This window comes from Ectorhizobium quercum, from assembly GCF_026552795.1.
Lineage (GTDB): Bacteria > Pseudomonadota > Alphaproteobacteria > Rhizobiales > Rhizobiaceae > Ectorhizobium > Ectorhizobium quercum.
The window spans coordinates 671,492-692,524 of the sequence record NZ_JANFPI010000003.1; the positions used below are offsets into that span (position 1 = coordinate 671,492).

Below are 21,033 nucleotides of genomic sequence, written 5' to 3' on the forward strand. Positions count from 1 at the left end.
CCCGCTCCTCCATTGACCTTTCCGGCAGGAATACGGGGTCCGCCCGGGCGACGCGCCGGGCGGAACCCACGTTATCATGCGTTCAGCACGCGTCCGTAGGCGTCGAGAACGCTTTCCTTCATCATTTCGGAGAGCGTCGGATGCGGGAAGATCGTGTGCATCAGTTCTTCCTCGGTCGTCTCAAGGTTCATGGCGATGACGAAGCCCTGGATGAGTTCCGTCACCTCCGCGCCCACCATGTGGGCGCCGATGAGTTCGCCGGTCTTCTTGTCGAAGATCGTCTTGATCAGGCCGTTGTCCTCACCGAGCGCGATCGCCTTGCCGTTGGCGGCGAAGGAATAGCGGCCGACACGGATCTCGCGCCCCTCGGCCTTGGCCTTCGCTTCCGTCAGCCCGACAGACGCGACCTGCGGGTTGCAATAGGTGCAGCCCGGAATCTTGCCCTTGTCCATCGGATGGACATGCGGCAGACCCGCGATCTTCTCGATGCAGATCACGCCTTCGTGCTCGGCCTTGTGGGCGAGCATCGGCGGGCCGGCGACGTCGCCGATGGCGTAGAGCCCCGCCACGTTGGTCTTGCCGTAGCCGTCGATCACGATGCAGCCGCGATCCGTCTTGACGCCGAGCGCCTCAAGGCCGAGATTCTCGATATTGCCCTGCACGCCGACGGCGGAGATCAGGCGGTCGGCGGAAATCTTCTCGACCTTGCCGTCCTTGGTCTCGACATGGGCGGTGATGGAGTTGGCACCCTTCTCGACCTTGGACACCTTCGCGCCGGTGATGATCTTCAGGCCGCGCTTTTCCAGCGCCTTGCGGGCGATGCCGGAGATTTCGGCATCCTCGACCGGCATGATGTTGTCCATCAGCTCGACGACCGTCACGTCGACACCCATCGAGCGGTAGAAGGAGGCGAACTCGATGCCGATGGCGCCCGAGCCCATGACGACCAAAGACTTCGGCATGAAATCCGGCTTCATCGCCTCGAAATAGGTCCAGATCAGCTTGCCGTCCGGCTCGATGCCCGGCAGGGCGCGCGGACGGGCGCCGGTGGCGACGATGATGTGCTTGGCCTTGTACGTCCCTTCGCCCAGGACACCCTTCGGAACCGGGTTCTGCGGCTGGACCGCCGGCTTGGACGACTTGGCCACGACGATCTCGCCGGGCTTCGTCAGCTTCGCCTCGCCCCAGATGACGTCGATCTTGTTCTTCTTCATCAGGAAGGCGACGCCGCCGTTGAGGCGGGCGGACACGCCGCGCGAGCGGGCGACCACATCCTTCACATCCGCCGTCATCTTGCCGTCCAGCGTCAGGCCGTAGCTCTTGGCGTGGTTGGCGTGGTCGAGGATTTCGGCGGAGCGCAGCAGCGCCTTGGTCGGAATACAGCCCCAGTTCAGGCAGATGCCGCCCAGATGCTCGCGCTCGACGATGGCCGTCTTCAGGCCGAGCTGCGCGGAGCGGATTGCCGTCACATAGCCGCCCGGCCCCGAGCCGATGATGATGACGTCGTAGGTATTGTCGGCCATTTGCCTTCGTCTCCTTGTCTCGGGGCCGCTGGCGCCTGCCTGGAACCCGGCCCTGTGCGGACGGCGCCGAAACATCCGGCCGGCCGTCCTCTGAAATCCCGTCTTTCAACGTCGTGCGGATCGGTCCCGACCGATCCGGAATGTCCGAAACGGCCTGCTCAGAGGCCGAGCATCATGCGCAGGACGGGTTCGAGGCCCCGCCCCAGCGCCCTGGTATTCGCCGCGTCGAGATGAACCCCGTCGACCGGCGTCGTGACGCAGACGGAGGCCGCATCGAAGAACCCGCATCCCAGATCGTCCGCCAGGTCGCGGTAGAGCGAACCGAGCATCGCCGACTCTTCCACCGCCCCCTGATACATGGCCGCGAAGACCGGATTGGCCGTCTCGCATATCCTGGGCGGGGCGACGATCAGGACATCCGGCCCGTCCGTGTCGCCGAACGGCCACGGATGGTGGCGGATGATCTGGACCAGCCGCTCCATGCCGCGCGCTGCCGCGGAGGCCGAACCGCCGGGCCCGCGCTTCAGGTCGTTCGTGCCGAGCATGACGGCCACCAGATCGAGCGGCGCATGCGTGTGCAGGATCGACGGCAGCAGCCGCGCCCCGTTTCGGTCGGCGGCCGACAGGTGATCGTCATAGGCGGTGGTGCGGCCGTTCAGCCCCTCGGCGACGACGTGAACGCCGGAACCGAGCGCCCTTTGCAGAACGCTCGGCCAACGGTCCTCATAGGCGTGGCGCCCCTGGCCTTCGGCATCGAAGCCCCAGGTCAGGGAATCGCCATAGCAAAGGACGGTTTTGGTCATCGCCCGGTCCGCAACCTCACACCAGCATGCTCATCGGGTTTTCGATGTAGCGCTTGAAGGCGGAACCGAGTTCCGCGCCGAGCGCGCCGTCGATCACGCGATGGTCGAAGGCGAAGGTCGCCGTCATCACGGTCGCGACCTTGATCTCGCCGTTCTTCACCACCGGCTTCTCGATGCCCGCGCCGATGGACACGATGGAGGCATGCGGCGGGTTGATGATCGAGGTGAAGTTCGACACGCCGAACATGCCGAGGTTCGACACGGCGGATGTGCCGCCCTGATATTCCTCCGGCTTCAGCTTCTTGTCGCGGGCGCGGCGGCCGAGATCCTTCATCTCGTTGGAAATGACGGAAAGCGGCTTGAGTTCGGCCTTGCGGATGATCGGCGTGATCAGCCCGTCCGGAATGGCGACGGCGACGCCGACATCCGAATGCTTGTGCACAACACGGGCCGAGGACGTCCACGAGGCGTTCGCCAGCGGAACGTCGCGCAGCGCCAGCGCCAGCGCCTTGATGATGAAGTCGTTGACGGAAAGCTTGAAGGCCGGAACCTCGCCCTTCTCCGTCTTCTTCATCGGCACGCCGCGGTTGATCTCGCCGCGCAGCGCATTGAGCGCATCCAGTTCGCAATCCATCGACAGGAAGTAGGACGGAACGGTCTGGTGCGATTCCGTGAGGCGCGAGGCGATGACGCGGCGCATGCCGTCATGCGGCAGCAGTTCGTAGGAGCCTTCCTCGAACAGCTTCAGCACGGCGTCGTCGGACAGCGGTGCCGCAACAGGAGCCGGAGCGCCGGCTGAAGCCGCAGCCGGTGCGGCCCCAGCCTTCGGAGCACCGCCGGCGACGGCCTTTTCCACATCCGACTTCACCACGCGGCCATGCGGGCCGGAGCCGGAAATCGCCGAGAGTTCGACACCCGCTTCCTTCGCCAGACGGCGGGCCAGCGGCGAGGCGAACACACGCTCGCCCTTTTCCGCGGACGGAGCCGAAGGCGCGGCGGCGGGAGCCGGCGCAGGCGCCGGAGCGGCAGCAGCGGGCGCTTCCGCCTTGGTGGCCGGCGCGGCGGCCGGAGCCGCCTTCGGGGCTTCGCCGGCAGCGGCGGCGGCGACATCCTCGCCTTCCGCGGCCAGAATGGCGATCAGCGCGTTTACCTTCACGCCCTGCGTGCCGGCCGGAACGACGATCTTCGCGACCGTGCCCTCATCGACGGCTTCCACTTCCATCGTCGCCTTGTCGGTCTCGATCTCGGCGATCACGTCGCCGGAGGAAACCGTGTCGCCTTCCTTGACCAGCCACTTGGCGAGGTTGCCCTCCTCCATCGTAGGCGACAGGGCCGGCATCGTAATGTTGATGGGCATCGAAACAGCCCTCCCTTACTTGTAGCAGACGGTCTTCACCGCCTCGACGACTTCCGCCACCGATGGCAGCGCCAGCTTTTCGAGGTTGGCGGCGTAGGGCATCGGAACGTCCTTTCCGGCAATTGTCAGGATCGGCGCGTCGAGATAGTCGAAGGCCTGCTGCTGGACCCGCGTGGCGATTTCCGTGCCGACCGACGACTGCGGGAAACCTTCCTCGACCGTGACCAGACGCCCGGTCTTCTTCACGGATTCGATGATCGTCGGCAGGTCCATCGGGCGGATGGTCCTCAGGTCGATCAGCTCGACATCTATGCCTTCCTTTTCCAGCTCGGCGACGGCCTTCGTGGCGTAGGACATGCCGATGCCGAAGGAAACGACGGTCGCGTCCTTGCCTTCGCGGTGGATGCGGGCCTTGCCGATCGGCAGGACGAAATCGTCCAGCTTCGGGACCTCGAAGCTCTGGCCGTAAAGGATTTCGCTTTCGAGGAAGATGACCGGGTTCGCATCGCGGATCGCCGCCTTGAGCAAGCCCTTCGCGTCAGCGGCGGTGTAGGGCATGACGACCTTGAGGCCGGGGATCTGGCTGTACCAGGCCGCATAGCACTGCGAGTGCTGTGCGCCAACGCGCGCCGCCGCGCCATTCGGGCCGCGGAACACCATCGGCGCGCCCATCTGGCCGCCCGACATGTAGAGCGTCTTGGCGGCGGAGTTGATGATCTGGTCGATCGCCTGCATGGCGAAGTTGAAGGTCATGAACTCGACGATCGGCCGCAGGCCGGTGAAGGCCGCGCCGACGCCGACGCCGGCAAAGCCGTGCTCTGTGATGGGCGTGTCGACCACGCGGCGCGGGCCGAATTCCTGGAGAAGCCCCTGCGTCACCTTGTAGGCGCCCTGGTATTCGGCCACTTCCTCGCCCATGACGAAGACGGCCTCGTCGCGGCGCATTTCCTCGGCCATCGCGTCGCGCAGCGCTTCGCGAACCGTCTGCGTGACAAATTCGGTGCCTTCCGGAATGGCCGGATCGGCAAGAGCCTCGGTCTTCGGCGCAGCCGGCGCCGGCGCGGCAGCCGGCTTTTCGGCAGCGGCCGGGGCGGGCTCCGCCTCGGCAGCCTTCGCGGGTGCCGGCGCGGAAATGTCGGAGGCGCTTTCGCCCTCCTGCAACAGGACGGCGATCGGCGTGTTCACCTTGACGTTCTGCGTGCCGGCTTCGATCAGAATCTTGCCCAGAACGCCCTCGTCCACGGCCTCGACTTCCATCGTCGCCTTGTCGGTTTCGATCTCGGCGATCACGTCGCCGGAGGAAACCTTGTCGCCTTCGTTCTTCACCCACTTGGAAAGAGTGCCCTCTTCCATCGTCGGAGAAAGAGCAGGCATGAGAATTTCTACGGTCATCTTATCTCCCTCCCCGGATCAGGCCAGAATGTCGGTATAGAGTTCGGACACATCCGGTTCCGGATCGGCCTGGGCGAAGTCGGCGCTGTCTGCAACGACATCGCGCACGTCCTTGTCGATCTGCTTCAGTTCGTCCTCGGAAGCCCAGCCCTTCTCCTGAAGGCGGGCCTTGACCTGTTCGATCGGGTCGTGCTCGGAGCGCATCTTCTGCACTTCGTCCTTGGAGCGGTACTTGGCCGGGTCCGACATGGAATGGCCGCGATAGCGGTAGGTGAGCATTTCGAGGATGATCGGGCCCTTGCCGGCGCGGCACCACGCGGTCGCCTCGTCCGCCGCGGCCTTGACGGCGCGCACGTCCATGCCGTCCACCTGAACGCCCGGAATGTTGAAGGAAAGGCCGCGCTGCGAGAAATCCGTCTGGGCGGAGGCGCGCGAAACCGAGGTGCCCATAGCGTAGCGGTTGTTCTCGATGATGTAGATCACCGGAAGCTTCCACAGGGCGGCCATGTTGAAGCTCTCGTAGACCTGCCCCTGGTTGGCGGCGCCGTCACCGAAATAGGCGAGCGACACATTGTCGTTGCCGCGGTAGCGGTTGGCGAAGGCGAGCCCGGTACCAAGGGAAACCTGCGCGCCGACGATGCCGTGGCCGCCGTAGAAATGCTTCTCCTTGGAGAACATGTGCATCGAGCCGCCCTTCCCCTTGGAAAGGCCGCCGCGACGGCCGGTCAACTCGGCCATGACGCCGCGGGCGCTCATGCCGGCGGCCAGCATGTGGCCGTGGTCGCGATAGCCGGTAATGACCTGGTCGCCTTCCTTCAGCGCCATCTGCATGCCGACGACGACAGCTTCCTGACCGATGTAAAGGTGACAGAAACCGCCGATGAAGCCCATGCCGTAAAGCTGGCCGGCCTTCTCCTCGAAACGGCGGATGAGCAGCATCTCGCGATACGCGTTGAGATCTTCATCCTTGTTGAAATCGGCGATCGCGCCGACAGTAAATTCCTTGCCGCCGGCCTTGGCCGTGGACTTGCGACCGGAAGTGGACGCGGATTTTCTCGGCGCCATACAACCCTCCCTCAAGATTGGTGCTTGAATTCCATCGGGGCTAACATAGCAAGAAAAAACAGTTCGGCAATGCCAGAAACGCATAACTAACATTTCACGCAAGCGCATGAAATTCATATGTTATTTCTGATTAACAAGATTTAAGTTAATGGAAATATGAATTAAAGATGACGATTTCGTCGCTGCGGGAAAGGTTGAGCTGGTATCGCGCCTTCTCGTCAAGGATGTCGTGCTCGAGAGAGCCGTCCGACAGCAATTCCACCTGCCGCTCCAAAGCCTTGCGCTTCTGGGTCAGGTCGGCGAGTTCGTCTGCCCGCGCCACGCGCTGGCGCTCGAATTCCTCCGTCGCCTCGAGCCCGTAGGCGCCATGCACGGAATGGTAGCCGAAATAGGAAAGGAAGGCGATGGTGATGGCGGGAACAATGAGACGGCCGAGTTTTCTCTGCCTATGATGCTTCGTCCACATGCGGCGACAACCTGAAACGCAATACGATTTCGCTCACACTAGCGGCGATTGATTAACCATCCGTTTCCCATGTTCCCTGCCGTCGAAAAATGATCGCCTTCCCCCGCACTCGCTCTGCCTATGCGGCTTCGTTTGCGTCGTCCCGGCCGTAAACAGCCGCACGGATATCGGCGGGCAAAACCCCTGCCATGCCTTCGAAAGCGGTATTGGTCAGCAGCACTGCGGTCAGGCCGTTGGCGCGGTCGACGAACCAGCTGTGACCGTAGATCCCTCCCCAGGTCAGCGTTCCCTCGGCATGCGGCACGGCTGCGGCCTGCGGATCGACCAGCACGGCCCAGCCGTAGCCGAAACCCCAGCCCGGGCGCTGCGCCGCCACATGAGCCCCGACATGATCGCGCATCATGGTCGCGACCGTTTCCGGCGTCAGGAAGGGCGCGCCGCCGGTGCGAATCGCCTCCAGAAAGCGCAGCACGTCATGGGCGGTTCCGGCCATTCCGGCGCCACCCGACGGGTAGGAGGCCGGATCGAGAATGCGGCCGGGCGCGAAGATCGCAGCCGTACCGTTCATGGGCACGGAGATACCGTCCGTCATGCGCACCGGTTCCGGCTGGTCGTTCGCATAGGGCACGGCCAGCCGCAAGCAATCGGCGACGCTGAAGTCCGTATCTTTCATCTCCAGTGGCCCGGTGACGGCGCGCCGGACCAGATCCGGCAGCGGCATACCGGCAGCGCGCTCCATGATGCCGCCGAGAACATCGAGACCGAGCGAATAGCACCAGCCCTGGCCGGGAGCGAAGGCAAGCGGCACCCCCGCGATCCGCGACAGGTTTTCGGCCAGCGACAGGCCCGGCTGGTCCAGACCGTCCGACACATCGAGCGTGTGATAGGGGCTGCCCTCCCCCTCGAGGAAGCGATACCCCAACCCGGATGTGTGGGTCAGCAGGTGATGGACGGAAATTTCAGGCGACGATCCATCCGGCAGGCGCGGACGAAAGTCGGGCAACCAGCGCGTCACGGGATCGCCGGGGGACAGCACGCCCTCCTCGACCAGCTTCATCGCCGCCGCCGTCACGATGGGCTTGGTGATCGAGGCGAGACGGAAGATCGCGTCCGCGCGCATCGGCAACCCCGCTTCCCGGTCCGCCAGCCCGGCCGCCCGGGAGTACACGATCTCGCCGTCCTTCGCCACGAGCACCACGGCGCCCACCACCCGCTTTTCCGCAAGGGCGGCATCGATCGCCGCATCCAGACGGCGCGTGCGATCCGCGCCGGAACAATTCGCATGACTCATCGCTGTTCGCCTTCTATAATCACAGTGATCACTCCTGAATAAATCAGGACGACGAATATTTCCAGAGCGATCACTGTGAAAAATATTGAACCATCCCCTCGCCGGCGCGGACGGCCCCGCGGCTTCGACCGCGACGAGGCCCTCGCCAGGGCTGTGGAAGCCTTCTGGCAGCGAGGCTACGAAGGCACCTCCATCGCCGATCTGACGGAGGCGATGAACATCACGCCGCAGAGCCTTTACGCAGCCTTTTCGTCGAAGGCCGAACTCTATGCGCAGGCGCTCGCCTGGTATCAGGAGCATATCGGGTCCGCATCGGTGCGGGCGCTGTCGCAGGAGCCGCATGCCGTGGCGGCGCTCGCCGGCATGCTGCGCGAGGCGGCCGGCGAATTTGCCCACCCCGGCCGGCCGCATGGCTGCATGGTCTCCACCGCCGTCCTCGGCTGTGCCGTCGAGAACGAGCCGGTGGCGCGGCACGTCGCGGCGCTGCGCAATGCCACGCTCGCGCACCTGCGCACGCGCATCGAACAGGGCGTCCGCGACGGACACCTGAAACCGGAGACCGATCCGGGCGCGCTGGCCCGCTTCGTCGGCGCCATCATTCAGGGCATGTCGGTGCAGGCGCGCGACGGCGCCACGCAATCCGACCTGCGCGCCCTCGCCGAACACGCGGTCAGCGAGATCGCCCGCCACCGCGCCTGAAACGCAGGAACCCGCGCCGGTGAGAGCGCGGGTCCCGTCATTGCGTTCCTGAACGGATCGATCAGCCCTTGAGGACCGAGCGGCCTGCGTAGGCAGCCTGCACGCCGAGCTGCTCCTCGATGCGGATGAGCTGGTTGTACTTGGCGAGACGATCCGAACGGGCCAGCGAACCGGTCTTGATCTGGCCGCAGTTGGTGGCGACCGCGAGGTCGGCGATCGTGTAGTCCTCCGTCTCGCCAGAGCGGTGCGACATGACGGCGGTGTAGCCGGCCTTATGGGCGGTTTCCACGGCGTCGAGCGTCTCGGAAAGCGAGCCGATCTGGTTGACCTTGACGAGGATCGAGTTGGCGGTGCCCTTCTCGATGCCCTGGCGCAGGCGCGTGGAATTGGTCACGAACAGGTCGTCGCCGACAAGCTGGACCTTGGAGCCGATGGTGTCGGTCAGGAGTTTCCAGCCCTCCCAGTCGTCTTCGGCCATGCCGTCCTCGATGGTGATGATCGGGTACTTGGCCGTGAGATCGGCGAGGTAGGCGACCTGCTCCTCAAGCGAGCGGGTCACGCCTTCGCCCTCGTAGACGTATTTTCCGTCCTTGAAGAACTCGGTCGAGGCGCAGTCGAGACCGAGGAAGACGTCCTCGCCCGGCTTGTAGCCGGCCTTCTCGATGGCGGATACGATGAAGTCGAGGGCCACCGGCGCGCTTTCGAGGTTCGGCGCGAAACCGCCTTCGTCACCGACCGAGGTGGAGAGGCCCTTGGCATGGAGCTGCTTCTTCAGCGTGTGGAAGATTTCCGCGCCGGCGCGGACGGCTTCGCGGATGTTGTCCGCGCCGACCGGCAGGATCATGAATTCCTGGAAGTCGATCGGGTTGTCGGCATGGGCGCCGCCGTTGATGATGTTCATCATCGGAACCGGCAGGACGCGGGCGTTCGGGCCGCCGACATAGCGGTAGAGCGGCAGGCCGGCGGATTCGGCGGCGGCCTTGGCGACGGCGAGCGAAACGCCGAGGATGGCATTGGCGCCGAGGCGGGCCTTGTTCGGCGTGCCGTCCAGCTCGATCATCAGCTTGTCGATGAGGATCTGGTCTTCGGCATCGTGCCCGCCGATGGCGTCGAAGATTTCACCGTTGACGGCATCCACGGCCTTTTCGACACCCTTGCCGAGATAGCGGCTACCGCCATCGCGCAGCTCGACGGCCTCGTGTGCGCCCGTCGAGGCGCCCGACGGAACGGCGGCGCGGCCGAACGAACCGTCTTCGAGGAACACGTCGACCTCGACGGTCGGGTTGCCACGGCTGTCGAGAATTTCGCGGGCGATAATATCGGTGATTGCGGTCATGTCGTCTCCTCGGACTAGGACAATCGGTCAGTTCCGGCTTTGTCTTACCCGATGGAGACGAAATTTCAATGGCAGCCCCGACTGCCGGCCCCTCTAAAATCGATTGTAAAACAGCCGATTGCGTTTCGGGCCAAGGCCTTCGTTTCAAACTCCCTTGGAAAGCGCGTCGAAAGCCAGAAGTTTTTCCAGAAGCGCCGGCATCTTTTCGATCGGCACCATATTCGGGCCGTCCGACGGCGCATTGTCCGGATCTTCGTGCGTTTCGATGAACACACCGGCCACGCCGACGGCAACGGCGGCGCGCGCCAGCGTTTCCACGAATTCGCGCTGGCCGCCGGAAGAGCCGCCCTGCCCGCCCGGCTGCTGCACGGAATGGGTGGCGTCGAAGATCACCGGCGCGCCGGTCGCTGCCATGATCGGCAGCGAGCGCATGTCGGAGACCAGCGTGTTGTAGCCGAAGGACGCGCCGCGCTCGCAGGCCATGACGTTCGGGTTGCCGCTGTCCACCACCTTGGCAAGCACGTTCTTCATGTCCCAGGGCGCGAGGAACTGGCCCTTCTTGATATTGATCGCGCGGCCGGTCTTCGCGGCGGCGATCAGAAGGTCGGTCTGGCGGCACAGGAAAGCCGGGATCTGGAGAACGTCCACCACCGGCGCGACAAGGCCGCACTGTTCCTCGGTATGCACGTCGGTCAGCACCGGAAAACCGTATTCCGTCTTCAGGTCGGCGAATATCTCCATCGCCTTGTCGAGGCCGATGCCGCGTTCCGCCTTCAGCGAGGTGCGGTTCGCCTTGTCGAACGACGACTTGTAGACCAGGCCGACGCCCAGCGACTTGCAGATTTCCGTAAGCTTTCCGGCGATCATGAAGGCATGCTCGCGGCTTTCCATCTGGCAGGGCCCGGCGATCAGCGATAGCCTGGCCGTGTTGGAAAAGGTCACGGCGCCCTCGCCGCTTCCGGCAACGACGGTGGTATTGGCGGAAAGACTCATGAACTCACTCCTCGAATGCGAAGACAACGCCCTGTCCCGGAGCGGGCCGGACGAGAATGCGGTGATGACGATGTTCGTAGATGATGTCGTTGCGGCGAAACAGCGCTTCGACGGCCTCCAGCTTCTGCGTGCGGAAAACGACCGCCGCGCCGCGCAGGCCGCGCTCCGCCCCGGCCTGAAGGCCGAACCAGGCATCGAGGCCTGCCGGCGTCAGCACCGAGATGACGCTGTTTCCGGTGTCGATATCGACCCCGAACGAATGCGCCGTCGCCTCGCGCTGCTCGATGACGTCCTGAAGGAAGATCTGGAAGTCGGACGGATTGTCCTCGACCAGCACGACGCGGGCGATGCCGGTAACGCCGTTCGCGTGGCTGAGAAGATCCGGCGCGATGGCCGGGCGCTCGCTGGTGCGCTCGCAGCAGAACAGGAAGAAATCCGGCGCGCGCATGTCGGCGGCGAAGGCCAGCCGGAAGCTCGCCTCGGCGCTGGAACCGTCGGGGAGCCTGAAGGGCCGGGAAAACTCCAGCGGATCGCCGCCCGAACAGCCGGCCTTGCGGAAACGGGCATGGTCGGCGCCGGCATCGTTCGTGCCCAGCACGATGGCCGACAGCCCGTCCTCGCCGCGGCGGAAGCGAAAGGCGCGGTCGCGTGCCACGAACACGTTTCCGGCGGCCACGCTCGCCTCGAAGGCTTCGCGGGAGGCGACGCCGAGCGGCTCCAGATAGGTCCCGTCCGAAAAAAAGACGCAGGCATTTTCCGTACCGAACGGATGGCGCGCATCCGAGGCGACCGTGAAGCCGAGCGAACCCAGGCGGGCACGGGCGGCGGCCAGAGACCCCACGGGAAGAACGAGGTGGTCGAGAGCCCGGGGCGACGAAAGCGATTTCTGTTTGGACATGTCCCGCTCCTCTTGACGGATGAAGCCGGTTTGCCCGTTTTCCGCCTTTGATGCAAGCGCCAGCATAAGCCGGGCCTCTCCGGGTTGCGCGCACTTTCGATCAAACAATGCGGAACCGGGGCCTTTTGCCGCAAAACGCCTTCATTTCCGCGCCGGATTGTTCTAAGGAGCGATTTCGATCCCGGGAACGGAACCGCCCGTTACGGGTCCACCGTTCAGCCAAGAGGTTTGCGTACCGATGCTCGACACACTGCGAAAGGCCTCCAAGACCTTTGTCGCCAAGCTGCTGCTCATTCTCCTCGTCGCCTCGTTCGGCATCTGGGGCGTGTCCAGCTCGATCGTCAACGACAACAGCAGCGCCGTGGTGACGGTCGGCGATCAGGAAGTGAGCGCCCAGGAATTCCAGCTCGCCTACCAGCGCCAGATTTCCGATCTGAGCCGCCAGTTCGGCATGCGGATTTCCGCGGAACAGGCCCGCGCCTTCGGAATCGACCAGCAGATCTACGCGCAGCTTGCCGCGGGCGCCGCGCTCGACCAGCTTGCGGACGACATGAAGCTCGGTCTTTCCAAGGACCGGCTCGCCTCGCTGATCGCGGAAGACCCGGCCTTCCGCGCCGTGAACGGCCAGTTCGACCGCCAGCTCTTCACCCAGCGCCTGCGCAATGCGGGCCTGCGCGAGGACGACTATATTCTCGAACGCTCCAAGGTCGCCGTCCGCAGCCAGATCGTCGACGCCATTTCGGACGGCTTCACGCCGCCGCAGGTCCTGACCGACGCGCTGAAGCACTATCGCGACGAGGCGCGCAGCGTCGATTATCTGCTGCTGACCTATGCCAATATCGATCCGGTCAAGGCCCCGACGGACGACGTGCTGGCCGAATGGTTCGAGGGGCGCAAGAACCGCTACCGCGCGCCCGAATACCGCACCTTCTCCTATGTCAAGCTCGAACCCTCCGACATCGCCGATGCGTCCGGCATTTCCGAAGACGACATGCGGGCCGAATTCGAACGCCGCAAGGACAGCTATCGCAAGGCGGAAACCCGCACCATCGAGCAGCTCACCTTCCCCAACAAGGAAATGGCAGATGCGGCCGCGCTCGAACTGCGCAAGGGCGACGTGACCTTCGACCGGCTGGTCAGCGACCAGGGCAAGACCTCCGCCGACGTGCTGCTCGGCGACTTCACCCGCGACGGCATGCCCGACCCGACCATCGCCGAAGCGGCCTTTGCCGTATCGACCGACGGCGGCACCACCCCGGTCGTCGAGGGCATATTCGGCCCCGCCATCATCCGCGTGACGAATATCCGCCCGGAAAGCGCGCGCAGCTTCGAGGAAGCGCAGGAGGAAATCCGCAAGGATCTCGCCGAAACCGCGGCGGTCGAGGAAGTCCACAGCATTCACGACCGCTATGAAGACCTGCGCGGTGGCGGCTCCACGCTGGAGGAAGCGGCCCAGCAGCTTAACCTGACGGCCGTGACGGTCAACGGCATCGACGCCGCCGGCAAGGACGAAGAGGGCGAGGAGGTGAAATCCCTGCCCGCCGCCCAGGCGCTCGTCGCGGAAGTGTTCAAGACCGAGGTCGGCCAGGAAGCCCTGCCCGTGAACGTCGGACAGGCCGGCTATGTCTGGTTCGACGTCAAGGATGTGACGCCGGAGCGCGATCGCACGCTCGATGAAGCCCGCGAAGCCGTCCTCGCCGACTGGACCGCCGAACAGCAACGCGAGACGCTGGCGGCACTGGCCGCCACGCTGGAGGATCGCATCCAGAAGGGCGCAACGATTGCCGATATCGCCGGGGAACTCGGCATTGCCGTCGAAACCAAGGCGGGCGTTCGCCGTCTGGCCGACGACCCCGTTCTGGGGCCGAATGGCGTTGCCGCCGCCTTCTCCGGTCCGCTCGGAACCGTGGCCGAGGCCGAGGGCGCCGACCGCCAGAGCCGCATCCTGCTCGTCGTGACCGATGTCAGCGACCAGCCCACCTTCGACGCGCTGGAGGACCAGAACCAGCAGATCGCGGCGATCGCCGCCGCTGCCGGAGACGATATCCTCGACCAGATGGTCGGACGCCTCCAGGCCGAATACGGCGTGACGATCAATCGCACGCTCGCCGAGCAGGCAATGGTTCTGCAATAAGGGAGAAAACCGTCATGGCTGACCTCAAGCCGTTCATCGCCAGGATCGCCAACCGCGAACCGCTGACGCGGGACGATGCGCGCGCGGCATTCGACATCCTGATGTCCGGCGAAGCGACGCCCTCGCAGATCGGCGGCTTCCTGATGGCGTTGCGCGTGCGCGGCGAGACCGTGCCGGAAATCGTCGGCGCCGTCGAAACCATGCGCGCCAAGATGCTGCGCATCGAAGCCCCGGCCAATGCCGTCGATATCGTCGGCACGGGCGGCGACGGCATGAACACCTACAATATTTCCACGCTGGCGGCGCTGATCACCGCCGGTGCGGGTGTGCCGGTCGCCAAGCACGGCAACAGGGCGCAAAGCTCCAAATCGGGCGTGGCGGACACGCTCTCGGTGCTCGGCGTCAATCTGGACGCCTCCCCGGACGTCATTTCCCGCTGCATTTCGGAAGCGGGCATCGGCTTCATGTTCGCGCAGGTCCACCACTCGGCCATGCGCCATGTGGGGCCCACCCGCGTCGAACTGGGCACCCGCACCATCTTCAACATTCTCGGGCCACTGTCCAATCCGGCAGGCGCGAAACGCCAGCTTCTCGGCGTCTATTCCCCGGTCTGGTGCCAGCCGATAGCCGAAGTGCTGCGCGACCTCGGCTCCGAATGCGTCTGGGTCGTGCATGGGCAGGGCATGGACGAGATCGCCACCACCGGCACCACGGAAGTAACCGCGCTCGAAGACGGCAGGATCCGCTCGTTCCAGCTCTCGCCCGCCGATTTCGGCCTGCCGACCGTGACGCCGGACGATCTCCGGGGCGGCGACGGCCAGGCCAATGCGGCCGCGCTGCGCGCCGTTCTCGGCGGCGCCCGCAACGCCTATCGCGACGTTTCGCTGGCCAACGCCGCAGCGGCGCTGGTGATTGCCGGCAAGGCCGAGACCATCGCCGACGGCATGAGGCGCGCCACCCAATCGCTGGAAGACGGCAGCGCCGCCGTCGCTCTGGAACAGCTGGTCGCCGTTTCCAACGCCGTTCAGGAAAAAGCCCGATGACCGACATCCTGAAGAAGATCGGGGCCTACAAGCGCGAGGAGATCGCCGCCGCCAAAAGCGCGGTCCCGCTGGCCGACCTCAAGGCCCGCATCGCCGGCCAGAGCGCGCCGCGCGGCTTTCTGAAGGCGTTGCAGGCCAAGAAGGCCGAAGGCCGCTTCGGCCTGATCGCCGAGATCAAGAAGGCGAGCCCGTCGAAGGGCCTCATCCGCCCGGATTTCGACCCGCCGGCGCTGGCCGAAGCCTATGAGCGCGGCGGCGCGGCCTGCCTGTCCGTGCTGACCGACAGGCCGAGCTTCCAGGGCGCGCCGGAATTCCTGACGGCGGCCCGCACGGCCTGCGCCCTTCCCGCGCTGCGCAAGGATTTCCTGTTCGACACCTATCAGGTCAGCGAGGCGCGCGCCTGGGGTGCGGATTGCATCCTCGTCATCATGGCCTCGCTGTCCGACGACGATGCGAGGCGGCTCGAGGACGAGGCCTTCGCGCTCGGCATGGACGTTCTGGTCGAGGTGCATGACGAGGCCGAAATGGAACGGGCGTTGACGCTGTCCTCCCCGCTCATCGGCATCAACAACCGCAATCTGCGCACCTTCGACGTGGATCTGGCCACGAGCGAACGCCTCGCCTCTATGGTGCCCTCCGACCGGATTCTCGTGGGCGAAAGCGGCATCTTCACCCATGCGGACTGCGAGCGGCTGGCGAAAGCCGGCATCTCCACCTTCCTCGTCGGCGAAAGCCTGATGCGCAAGGACGACGTGACGGCGGCGACCCGGTTGCTGCTCGACGGCACGGTCGCAGCCTGATGGGCGGGCCCGGCGACCTGACGCATCTCAACGCCACCGGCGAGGCGAACATGGTCGATGTCGGCGGCAAGGCCGAAACGATCCGCGAGGCGACCGCCGAGGGGCACGTCCGCATGAAGCCGCAAACGCTGGGGGTCATCCTCGCCGGCGACGCCAAAAAGGGTGACGTCATCGGCACGGCGCGGCTGGCCGGGATCATGGCCGCCAAGAAGACCTCCGATCTCATTCCGCTCTGTCACCCGTTGCCGGTCAGCAAGGTGTCCGTCGAAATCGTGGAGGATGCCGCATTGCCCGGCCTGCGCGTTTCCGCCACGGTGAAGCTCACCGGCCGCACCGGCGTCGAGATGGAAGCCCTGACCGCCGTTTCCGTCGCCTGCCTCACCGTCTACGACATGGCCAAGGCCATCGAAAAGGACATGGAGATCGGCGGCATCCGCCTTCTGGCCAAAAGCGGCGGCAAGTCCGGCGAATACCGCCGCCCGGAGAACTGACGTGGCACCGCTGATCCCCGTCGACGAGGCGCTGGCGCGCATCCTCGGACACGCCCGTCCCGTAACGCAAGACGAAACGGTTCCCCTTACGGAAGCCGACGGACGCGTCCTTGCCCGCGACCTCGCCGCCCGGCTGACCCAACCGCCGTTCGACGCATCGGCTATGGACGGCTATGCCGTGCGCGCCGCCGACGCCCCGGATGGCGCGGAGCTGGCGGTCGTCGGCGTTTCCGCCGCCGGCGCATCGTGGCCGCGCACGCTCGAAGCCGGCCAGGCCGTACGCATTTTCACCGGGGCGCCCGTGCCCGCAGGCGCCGACAGCGTCGTCATTCAGGAAAACACCGCAACGCTCCGGAACGGCCTCATCCGCGTGACCGCGGCAGCCGCACCGGGCGCCAATATCCGCAGGCGCGGTCAGGATTTCGCCGAGGGCGAGGTGCTGTTCACGGCCGGCACCGTCATGGATTTCACCCGCCTGACGCTGGCGGCGGCAATGGACCACGGCGTGCTTGCCGTGCGGCGCAGGCCGCTGGTTGCCGTCCTGGCAACCGGCGACGAACTCGTCCGGCCCGGCGAGCCGCGCAGCCCGGACCAGATCGTCGCCTCCAGCATCTACGGCATGGCCGCCTTCGTAAAGGCGGCGGGCGCCGATGTCCTCGATCTTGGCATCGCGCGCGACACGGAGGCCGATATCGCCGCCGCCGCCCGCCGCGCCGCCGACGCCGGCGCGGATGTCCTCGTGACGATGGGCGGCGCCTCGGTGGGCGACCATGACCTCGTTCAGCCGGTTCTGAAAAAGATAGGCATGGAACTGGATTTCTGGCGGATCGCCATGCGGCCCGGCAAACCGCTGATGGTCGGCAGGCTGGGCGGCATGCAGGTGCTTGGCCTGCCCGGCAATCCGGTCTCGACGCTCGTCTGCTCGCTGCTGTTTCTGGAGCCGCTGATCCGCAAGCTCGCCGGTCTGCCCCCCGTCCCCCGCCTTGCGACGGCCGTCGCCGGCGCGGATCTCCCCGCCAACGACCATCGTCAGGATTACATGCGCGCCCGGCTTGAAACCGGCAGCGGCGGCGAGCGGGTCGTCTTCGCCGCACCGCGGCAGGATTCGTCGCAGATGAAGGTTCTCGCCCGTTCGGACTGCCTCGTCATCCGGCCTCCGCACGCGCCGGCCCTTGCCGCCGGCAGTCCCTGCCCGGTCCTGCTGATACGGCCTTGAACCCGCCGGCGCGTGTGCCTGGAGCATTTCCGCTTTTCTCCGAATCGTGAAAACGCTCCAGCTCTTCGTTTTCACGCATTTCCGGGCGCAAAACCGCTTCACACTTTTGCTGGAAATGCTCTAAGGGAAAACGGACTTCCCGAGAGACACTGCCATGATCGTCCATCCCCGCCCGACCCTTCTCAAGCTTTTCTTCATCCGGCGCGGAACGATGCTGCGAAAGATCTGGCCGCAACTTCTGGCGGTCGCGCTCATGTCCGCCGCCATCGTCTATGTGCATGACATAGAACCGAATTACCTGCCCTTCTATAACAATTCGGGGCCGTTCACGCTTCTCGGCATCGCGCTTTCGATCTTTCTCAGCTTTCGAAACAATGCCTGCTACGACCGCTGGTGGGAGGCGCGCAAGCAATGGGGCGACATGATCCATGTCAGCCGGGCAGTCATCCGCCAGACCATGCTGCTCAGTGGAACGGCGGAAGGCGAGCGGATTCGCGAACGCGTCCTGAAGCTGATCATGGCCCATATCCAGGCGATGGTGCCGCATCTGCGTCCGAGCGCGGAGAACAAGGCTCTGCCGATGCTGGAGGGCAACGTGCTGGAGCGCTACCGCACCAGCCGCAATCCGCCCGCGGTCATCCTCGAAGCGGCCTCGGCGGACCTGGCGGAAGCCGTGCGCAAGGGGCTGATCAGCGACATCTCGTTCCAGACGATCGACAACACGATCACCCAGCTCGCCCACACGCAGGTGGCCTGCGAACGCATCCTGCTGACGCCCGTTCCGTTCGGCTATTCGCTGCTGTTGCACCGCACGGCCTATATCTTCTGCTTCCTGCTGCCGTTCGGCTTCGCCGACCTGCTGTCCTGGTCGACGCCGATCGCGTCGGCCCTCATCGCCTACACCTTCTTCGGCCTCGATGCCCTGGGCGACGAGCTGGAGGAGCCCTTCGGCACGGAGGAGAACGACCTGCCGCTCGCCGCGATGGCCGACACCGCCGGCCTGTCGATCCGCGAGGCGCTCGGCGAGAAGGACCTGCCACCCTTGCCCCAGCCGAAAGACTTCCTGCTGCTTTAGAAGCAATTCCAGCAAAAGTGGAAACCGGTTTTGCGTCCGGAATTGCGTGAAAACAAAGACGTAGAGCATTGAAGGTGATCCCGTTTTCAACGGCAATGCTCTGGGTGTAGTCTCGGGCCGTTCAACACGGGAGAACGCGCCATGCTGGAACCGATGCCGCTTTCCGAGGTCTACCGGCACATCGAGCCGGGCCCGGTCGTTCTGATGACGACGCGCTACCGGGGCAGGCCCAACGTCATGACCATGTCCTGGCACATGATGATGGAATTCACCCCGCCGACCATCGCCTGCCTCGTCTCGTCGGGCGATTACAGTTTCAAGGGGCTGAAGCGCAGCCGCGAATGCGTGATCGCCATTCCGGGCGCCGAAATGGCGCGCACAACGGTCGGCATCGGCAATTGCACCGGCGCGGATGAGGACAAGTTCGACCGTTTCGGGCTGACGGCCATCGCCGCATCGGCGGTCTCCCCGCCGCTGATCGGGGAATGCTTCGTCAACATCGAATGCAAGGTGGTCGATACGACGCTGGTCAACCGCTATAATCTGTTCGTGCTGGAGGCGGTCGCGGCATGGCGGACGGAGGACGCCGACGACCGCAAGACCATCCACCATCGCGGCTACGGGCGCTTCGCCGTCGATGGCGAGATCGTCAAGCTGCCCTCCGCCATGCCCTGACGGGAACGGAAACGCGGCCTTCGCCGTTTCCCCCGAAAGCACGGAGGACAGACCGATGCCCGCAAAATCCAAAGCCCAGCAGAAAGCCGCCGGCATGGCGCTCGCGGCCAAGCGCGGAGAAATTCCGAAATCGGAACTGAAAGGCGCGGCTCTCGACATGCTGGAAAGCATGACGGAAAAGGAGCTGGAAGACTTCGCCTCCACGTCCCACGACGATCTGCCCGAACACGTCGAGGACAAGGATTAAAGCGTCTCCGAAAAACGCGTGAAGCGGTTTTGCGATACGCGGCAACGCTCCCCGCGCGCTGGGGAAAATCGCGGCTTCGCACTTTGCCTCTTGCCAAGCCACCCTCAGGCCGGATAATGGCGGCGAAGTCTGTTGGGAGAAACCGGTTCTTTCCGGTGCCGAAGGAGCAACCGCCCCGGAAACTCTCAGGCAAAAGGACCAGCAGGCGGTCAGACGACTCTGGAGAGTAGCCTCGTCTTCACCGACGGGCTCGCCGAAGGGATAACAATCTCAGGCGACAAGGACAGAGGGGGCTCGAAATCCGGATGCACCCTGCGTGCATGCGACTGTTGCGAGCCGGCGCGGAATTTCGCGCAACCCTGGAGGCGTTCTTGACCGAGACGGCAGACCTTAAGAAGACCCCGCTTCATTCCCTTCACGTTGCGCTCGGCGCGCGCATGGTGCCGTTCGCCGGCTACGACATGCCGGTGCAATATCCCGCAGGCGTGCTGAAGGAACATCTGCACACCCGTGCCGCCGCCGGCCTCTTCGACGTCTCCCACATGGGACAGGTGATCGTGCGCGCGAAATCCGGCGACAATGCCGATGCGGCGCTGGCGCTCGAAAGCCTCGTGCCCGTGGACGTTCTCGGCCTCAAGGAAGGCCGCCAGCGCTACGCGCTGTTCACCGATGACAATGGCGGCATTCTCGATGACCTGATGATCGTCAACCTCGGCAATCATTTCTACATCGTCGTCAACGCCGCCTGCAAGGAGGCCGACCTCGCCCATATGCAGGACAGGCTCGGCCCGTCCTGCGAGGTGACGGCCCGTTTCGACCGAGGCCTGCTGGCGCTCCAGGGACCGAAGGCCGAAACGGCGCTTGCCCGCCTCGCACCCGAGGTCGCCGAAATGAAGTTCATGGATGCCCGCGCCGTTTCCCTTCTCGGCGCCGAATGCGTGGTCTCGCGCACCGGTTATTCCGGCGAGGACGGCTACGAGATTTCCGTGCCGGCCGAAAAGGCGGTGGAACTGGCCGAAGCGCTGCTGGCGATGGAGGAAGTCCAGCCCATCGGGCTTGGCGCGCGCGACTCGCTGCGCCTCGAAGCCGGCCTTTGCCTCTACGGCAGCGATATCGACACCACGACCACGCCGGTCGAGGCGGCGCTGGAATGGGCCATGCAGAAGGCCCGCCGCAAGGGCGGCGCCCGCGAAGGCGGCTTTCCCGGTGCGGCAATCATCCTTTCCCAGCTTGAAACCGGCGCGCAACGCCGCCGCGTCGGACTGAAGCCCGAGGGCAAGGCCCCGGTGCGCGGCCATTCGAAGCTCTTTGCCGATGCCGAAGGCAAGACGGAAATCGGTGAAGTCACCTCCGGCGGCTTTGGCCCGTCCGTGGAAGGCCCCGTAGCGATGGGCTATGTGCCCGCCGCCCTCGCAGCGCCCGGAACCACCCTTTTCGCCGAGGTGCGCGGCAAGTATCTGCCCGTTACCGTCACCGCCCTTCCCTTCGTCACGCCCACCTACAAACGCTGAAAACACGTAAAATCTTCC

20 protein-coding genes and 1 riboswitch are annotated in these 21,033 nt (G+C 65.1%); of the genes, 10 read left to right on the forward strand and 10 right to left on the reverse strand.

Translation table 11 applies throughout. The annotated features are described in order from the left end of the window. Positions 1–74 precede the first annotated feature (74 nt). From lpdA to NOF55_RS11745, 7 genes are all read right to left on the reverse strand, one after another. Positions 75–1,523, reverse strand: coding sequence for a dihydrolipoyl dehydrogenase (gene lpdA / locus NOF55_RS11715; protein ID WP_306411541.1), 1,449 nt, complete (start codon positions 1,521–1,523; stop codon positions 75–77). A 158-nt stretch (positions 1,524–1,681) separates the two neighbouring features. Beyond that, positions 1,682–2,326 (reverse strand): SGNH/GDSL hydrolase family protein, encoded by a 645-nt coding sequence (locus tag NOF55_RS11720; RefSeq protein WP_306411542.1) that lies wholly within the window; start codon positions 2,324–2,326, stop codon positions 1,682–1,684. Between the two features lie 16 nt (positions 2,327–2,342). Further along, on the reverse strand, positions 2,343–3,683 hold the full coding sequence (locus NOF55_RS11725; RefSeq protein ID WP_306411543.1) for a pyruvate dehydrogenase complex dihydrolipoamide acetyltransferase: 1,341 nt from the start codon (positions 3,681–3,683) through the stop codon (positions 2,343–2,345). Between the two features lie 15 nt (positions 3,684–3,698). Further along, on the reverse strand, positions 3,699–5,075 hold the full coding sequence (locus NOF55_RS11730; RefSeq protein WP_306411544.1) for a pyruvate dehydrogenase complex E1 component subunit beta: 1,377 nt from the start codon (positions 5,073–5,075) through the stop codon (positions 3,699–3,701). An 18-nt stretch (positions 5,076–5,093) separates the two neighbouring features. Beyond that, positions 5,094–6,140, reverse strand: a complete 1,047-nt coding sequence (pdhA, locus tag NOF55_RS11735) for a pyruvate dehydrogenase (acetyl-transferring) E1 component subunit alpha (RefSeq protein ID WP_306411545.1) — start codon at positions 6,138–6,140, stop codon at positions 5,094–5,096. A gap of 145 nt (positions 6,141–6,285) precedes the next feature. Next, the gene (locus tag NOF55_RS11740) at positions 6,286–6,606 is read right to left on the reverse strand and encodes an FtsB family cell division protein (RefSeq protein ID WP_306411546.1); all 321 of its coding nucleotides are present in this window, start codon (positions 6,604–6,606) and stop codon (positions 6,286–6,288) included. A gap of 118 nt (positions 6,607–6,724) precedes the next feature. Then, complete coding sequence (locus NOF55_RS11745; protein WP_306411547.1) at positions 6,725–7,897, reverse strand: serine hydrolase domain-containing protein; 1,173 nt, start codon at positions 7,895–7,897, stop codon at positions 6,725–6,727. 75 nt (positions 7,898–7,972) lie between these two features. Between NOF55_RS11745 and NOF55_RS11750 the strand changes: the two genes are divergently transcribed. Next, positions 7,973–8,596, forward strand: a complete 624-nt coding sequence (locus NOF55_RS11750; RefSeq protein ID WP_306411548.1) for a TetR/AcrR family transcriptional regulator — start codon at positions 7,973–7,975, stop codon at positions 8,594–8,596. A 61-nt stretch (positions 8,597–8,657) separates the two neighbouring features. Here the strand turns inward: NOF55_RS11750 and eno are convergent, their stop codons facing one another. The 3 genes from eno to NOF55_RS11765 form a co-directional block, all read right to left on the reverse strand. Beyond that, positions 8,658–9,932 carry a phosphopyruvate hydratase gene (gene eno, locus NOF55_RS11755; RefSeq protein WP_306411549.1) on the reverse strand — a complete coding sequence of 425 codons (1,275 nt, stop codon included), beginning with the start codon at positions 9,930–9,932 and terminating at the stop codon, positions 8,658–8,660. A gap of 144 nt (positions 9,933–10,076) precedes the next feature. Beyond that, positions 10,077–10,925 (reverse strand): 3-deoxy-8-phosphooctulonate synthase, encoded by an 849-nt coding sequence (gene kdsA, locus NOF55_RS11760; RefSeq protein ID WP_306411550.1) that lies wholly within the window; start codon positions 10,923–10,925, stop codon positions 10,077–10,079. Positions 10,926–10,929: 4 nt separating this feature from the next. Beyond that, positions 10,930–11,823: a VOC family protein gene (locus NOF55_RS11765; RefSeq protein WP_306411551.1), complete on the reverse strand. Its 894-nt coding sequence runs from the start codon at positions 11,821–11,823 to the stop codon at positions 10,930–10,932. Between the two features lie 238 nt (positions 11,824–12,061). Between NOF55_RS11765 and NOF55_RS11770 the strand changes: the two genes are divergently transcribed. From NOF55_RS11770 to gcvT, 9 genes are all read left to right on the forward strand, one after another. After that, positions 12,062–13,957: a peptidylprolyl isomerase gene (locus NOF55_RS11770; protein ID WP_306411552.1), complete on the forward strand. Its 1,896-nt coding sequence runs from the start codon at positions 12,062–12,064 to the stop codon at positions 13,955–13,957. Between the two features lie 14 nt (positions 13,958–13,971). After that, entirely contained in the window at positions 13,972–15,000 is a 1,029-nt protein-coding gene (gene trpD / locus NOF55_RS11775) for an anthranilate phosphoribosyltransferase (protein ID WP_306411553.1), read from the forward strand. Further along, entirely contained in the window at positions 14,997–15,800 is an 804-nt protein-coding gene (gene trpC, locus NOF55_RS11780; protein WP_306411554.1) for an indole-3-glycerol phosphate synthase TrpC, read from the forward strand. Before trpD ends, trpC begins: the two co-directional genes overlap by 4 nt. Continuing rightward, positions 15,800–16,291 carry a cyclic pyranopterin monophosphate synthase MoaC gene (gene moaC / locus NOF55_RS11785; RefSeq protein ID WP_306411555.1) on the forward strand — a complete coding sequence of 164 codons (492 nt, stop codon included), beginning with the start codon at positions 15,800–15,802 and terminating at the stop codon, positions 16,289–16,291. Before trpC ends, moaC begins: the two co-directional genes overlap by 1 nt. A gap of 1 nt (position 16,292) precedes the next feature. Continuing rightward, entirely contained in the window at positions 16,293–17,507 is a 1,215-nt protein-coding gene (locus NOF55_RS11790) for a molybdopterin molybdotransferase MoeA (protein WP_306411556.1), read from the forward strand. 154 nt (positions 17,508–17,661) lie between these two features. After that, positions 17,662–18,582: a bestrophin family protein gene (locus NOF55_RS11795; RefSeq protein WP_306411557.1), complete on the forward strand. Its 921-nt coding sequence runs from the start codon at positions 17,662–17,664 to the stop codon at positions 18,580–18,582. 144 nt (positions 18,583–18,726) lie between these two features. Then, positions 18,727–19,257, forward strand: coding sequence for a flavin reductase family protein (locus tag NOF55_RS11800; protein WP_306411695.1), 531 nt, complete (start codon positions 18,727–18,729; stop codon positions 19,255–19,257). A gap of 55 nt (positions 19,258–19,312) precedes the next feature. Then, positions 19,313–19,504 carry a DUF3008 family protein gene (locus NOF55_RS11805; RefSeq protein ID WP_306411558.1) on the forward strand — a complete coding sequence of 64 codons (192 nt, stop codon included), beginning with the start codon at positions 19,313–19,315 and terminating at the stop codon, positions 19,502–19,504. 123 nt (positions 19,505–19,627) lie between these two features. Beyond that, positions 19,628–19,715, forward strand: a riboswitch (glycine riboswitch). Between the two features lie 160 nt (positions 19,716–19,875). Further along, the gene (gene gcvT / locus NOF55_RS11810; protein WP_306411559.1) at positions 19,876–21,015 is read left to right on the forward strand and encodes a glycine cleavage system aminomethyltransferase GcvT; all 1,140 of its coding nucleotides are present in this window, start codon (positions 19,876–19,878) and stop codon (positions 21,013–21,015) included. The last annotated feature ends 18 nt before the right edge of the window (positions 21,016–21,033 follow it).

What these genes read in the sequence shown, in the direction of transcription:
- lpdA (WP_306411541.1), bottom strand. Translation starts at nt 1,523, where the DNA reads ATGGCCGACAATACCTACGACGTCATCATCATCGGCTCGGGGCCGGGC.
- NOF55_RS11720 (WP_306411542.1), bottom strand. Translation starts at nt 2,326, where the DNA reads ATGACCAAAACCGTCCTTTGCTATGGCGATTCCCTGACCTGGGGCTTC.
- NOF55_RS11725 (WP_306411543.1), bottom strand. Translation starts at nt 3,683, where the DNA reads ATGCCCATCAACATTACGATGCCGGCCCTGTCGCCTACGATGGAGGAG.
- NOF55_RS11730 (WP_306411544.1), bottom strand. Translation starts at nt 5,075, where the DNA reads ATGACCGTAGAAATTCTCATGCCTGCTCTTTCTCCGACGATGGAAGAG.
- pdhA (WP_306411545.1), bottom strand. Translation starts at nt 6,140, where the DNA reads ATGGCGCCGAGAAAATCCGCGTCCACTTCCGGTCGCAAGTCCACGGCC.
- NOF55_RS11740 (WP_306411546.1), bottom strand. Translation starts at nt 6,606, where the DNA reads ATGTGGACGAAGCATCATAGGCAGAGAAAACTCGGCCGTCTCATTGTT.
- NOF55_RS11745 (WP_306411547.1), bottom strand. Translation starts at nt 7,897, where the DNA reads ATGAGTCATGCGAATTGTTCCGGCGCGGATCGCACGCGCCGTCTGGAT.
- eno (WP_306411549.1), bottom strand. Translation starts at nt 9,932, where the DNA reads ATGACCGCAATCACCGATATTATCGCCCGCGAAATTCTCGACAGCCGT.
- kdsA (WP_306411550.1), bottom strand. Translation starts at nt 10,925, where the DNA reads ATGAGTCTTTCCGCCAATACCACCGTCGTTGCCGGAAGCGGCGAGGGC.
- NOF55_RS11765 (WP_306411551.1), bottom strand. Translation starts at nt 11,823, where the DNA reads ATGTCCAAACAGAAATCGCTTTCGTCGCCCCGGGCTCTCGACCACCTC.
- NOF55_RS11770 (WP_306411552.1), top strand. Translation starts at nt 12,062, where the DNA reads ATGCTCGACACACTGCGAAAGGCCTCCAAGACCTTTGTCGCCAAGCTG.
- trpD (WP_306411553.1), top strand. Translation starts at nt 13,972, where the DNA reads ATGGCTGACCTCAAGCCGTTCATCGCCAGGATCGCCAACCGCGAACCG.
- trpC (WP_306411554.1), top strand. Translation starts at nt 14,997, where the DNA reads ATGACCGACATCCTGAAGAAGATCGGGGCCTACAAGCGCGAGGAGATC.
- moaC (WP_306411555.1), top strand. Translation starts at nt 15,800, where the DNA reads ATGGGCGGGCCCGGCGACCTGACGCATCTCAACGCCACCGGCGAGGCG.
- NOF55_RS11795 (WP_306411557.1), top strand. Translation starts at nt 17,662, where the DNA reads ATGATCGTCCATCCCCGCCCGACCCTTCTCAAGCTTTTCTTCATCCGG.
- NOF55_RS11805 (WP_306411558.1), top strand. Translation starts at nt 19,313, where the DNA reads ATGCCCGCAAAATCCAAAGCCCAGCAGAAAGCCGCCGGCATGGCGCTC.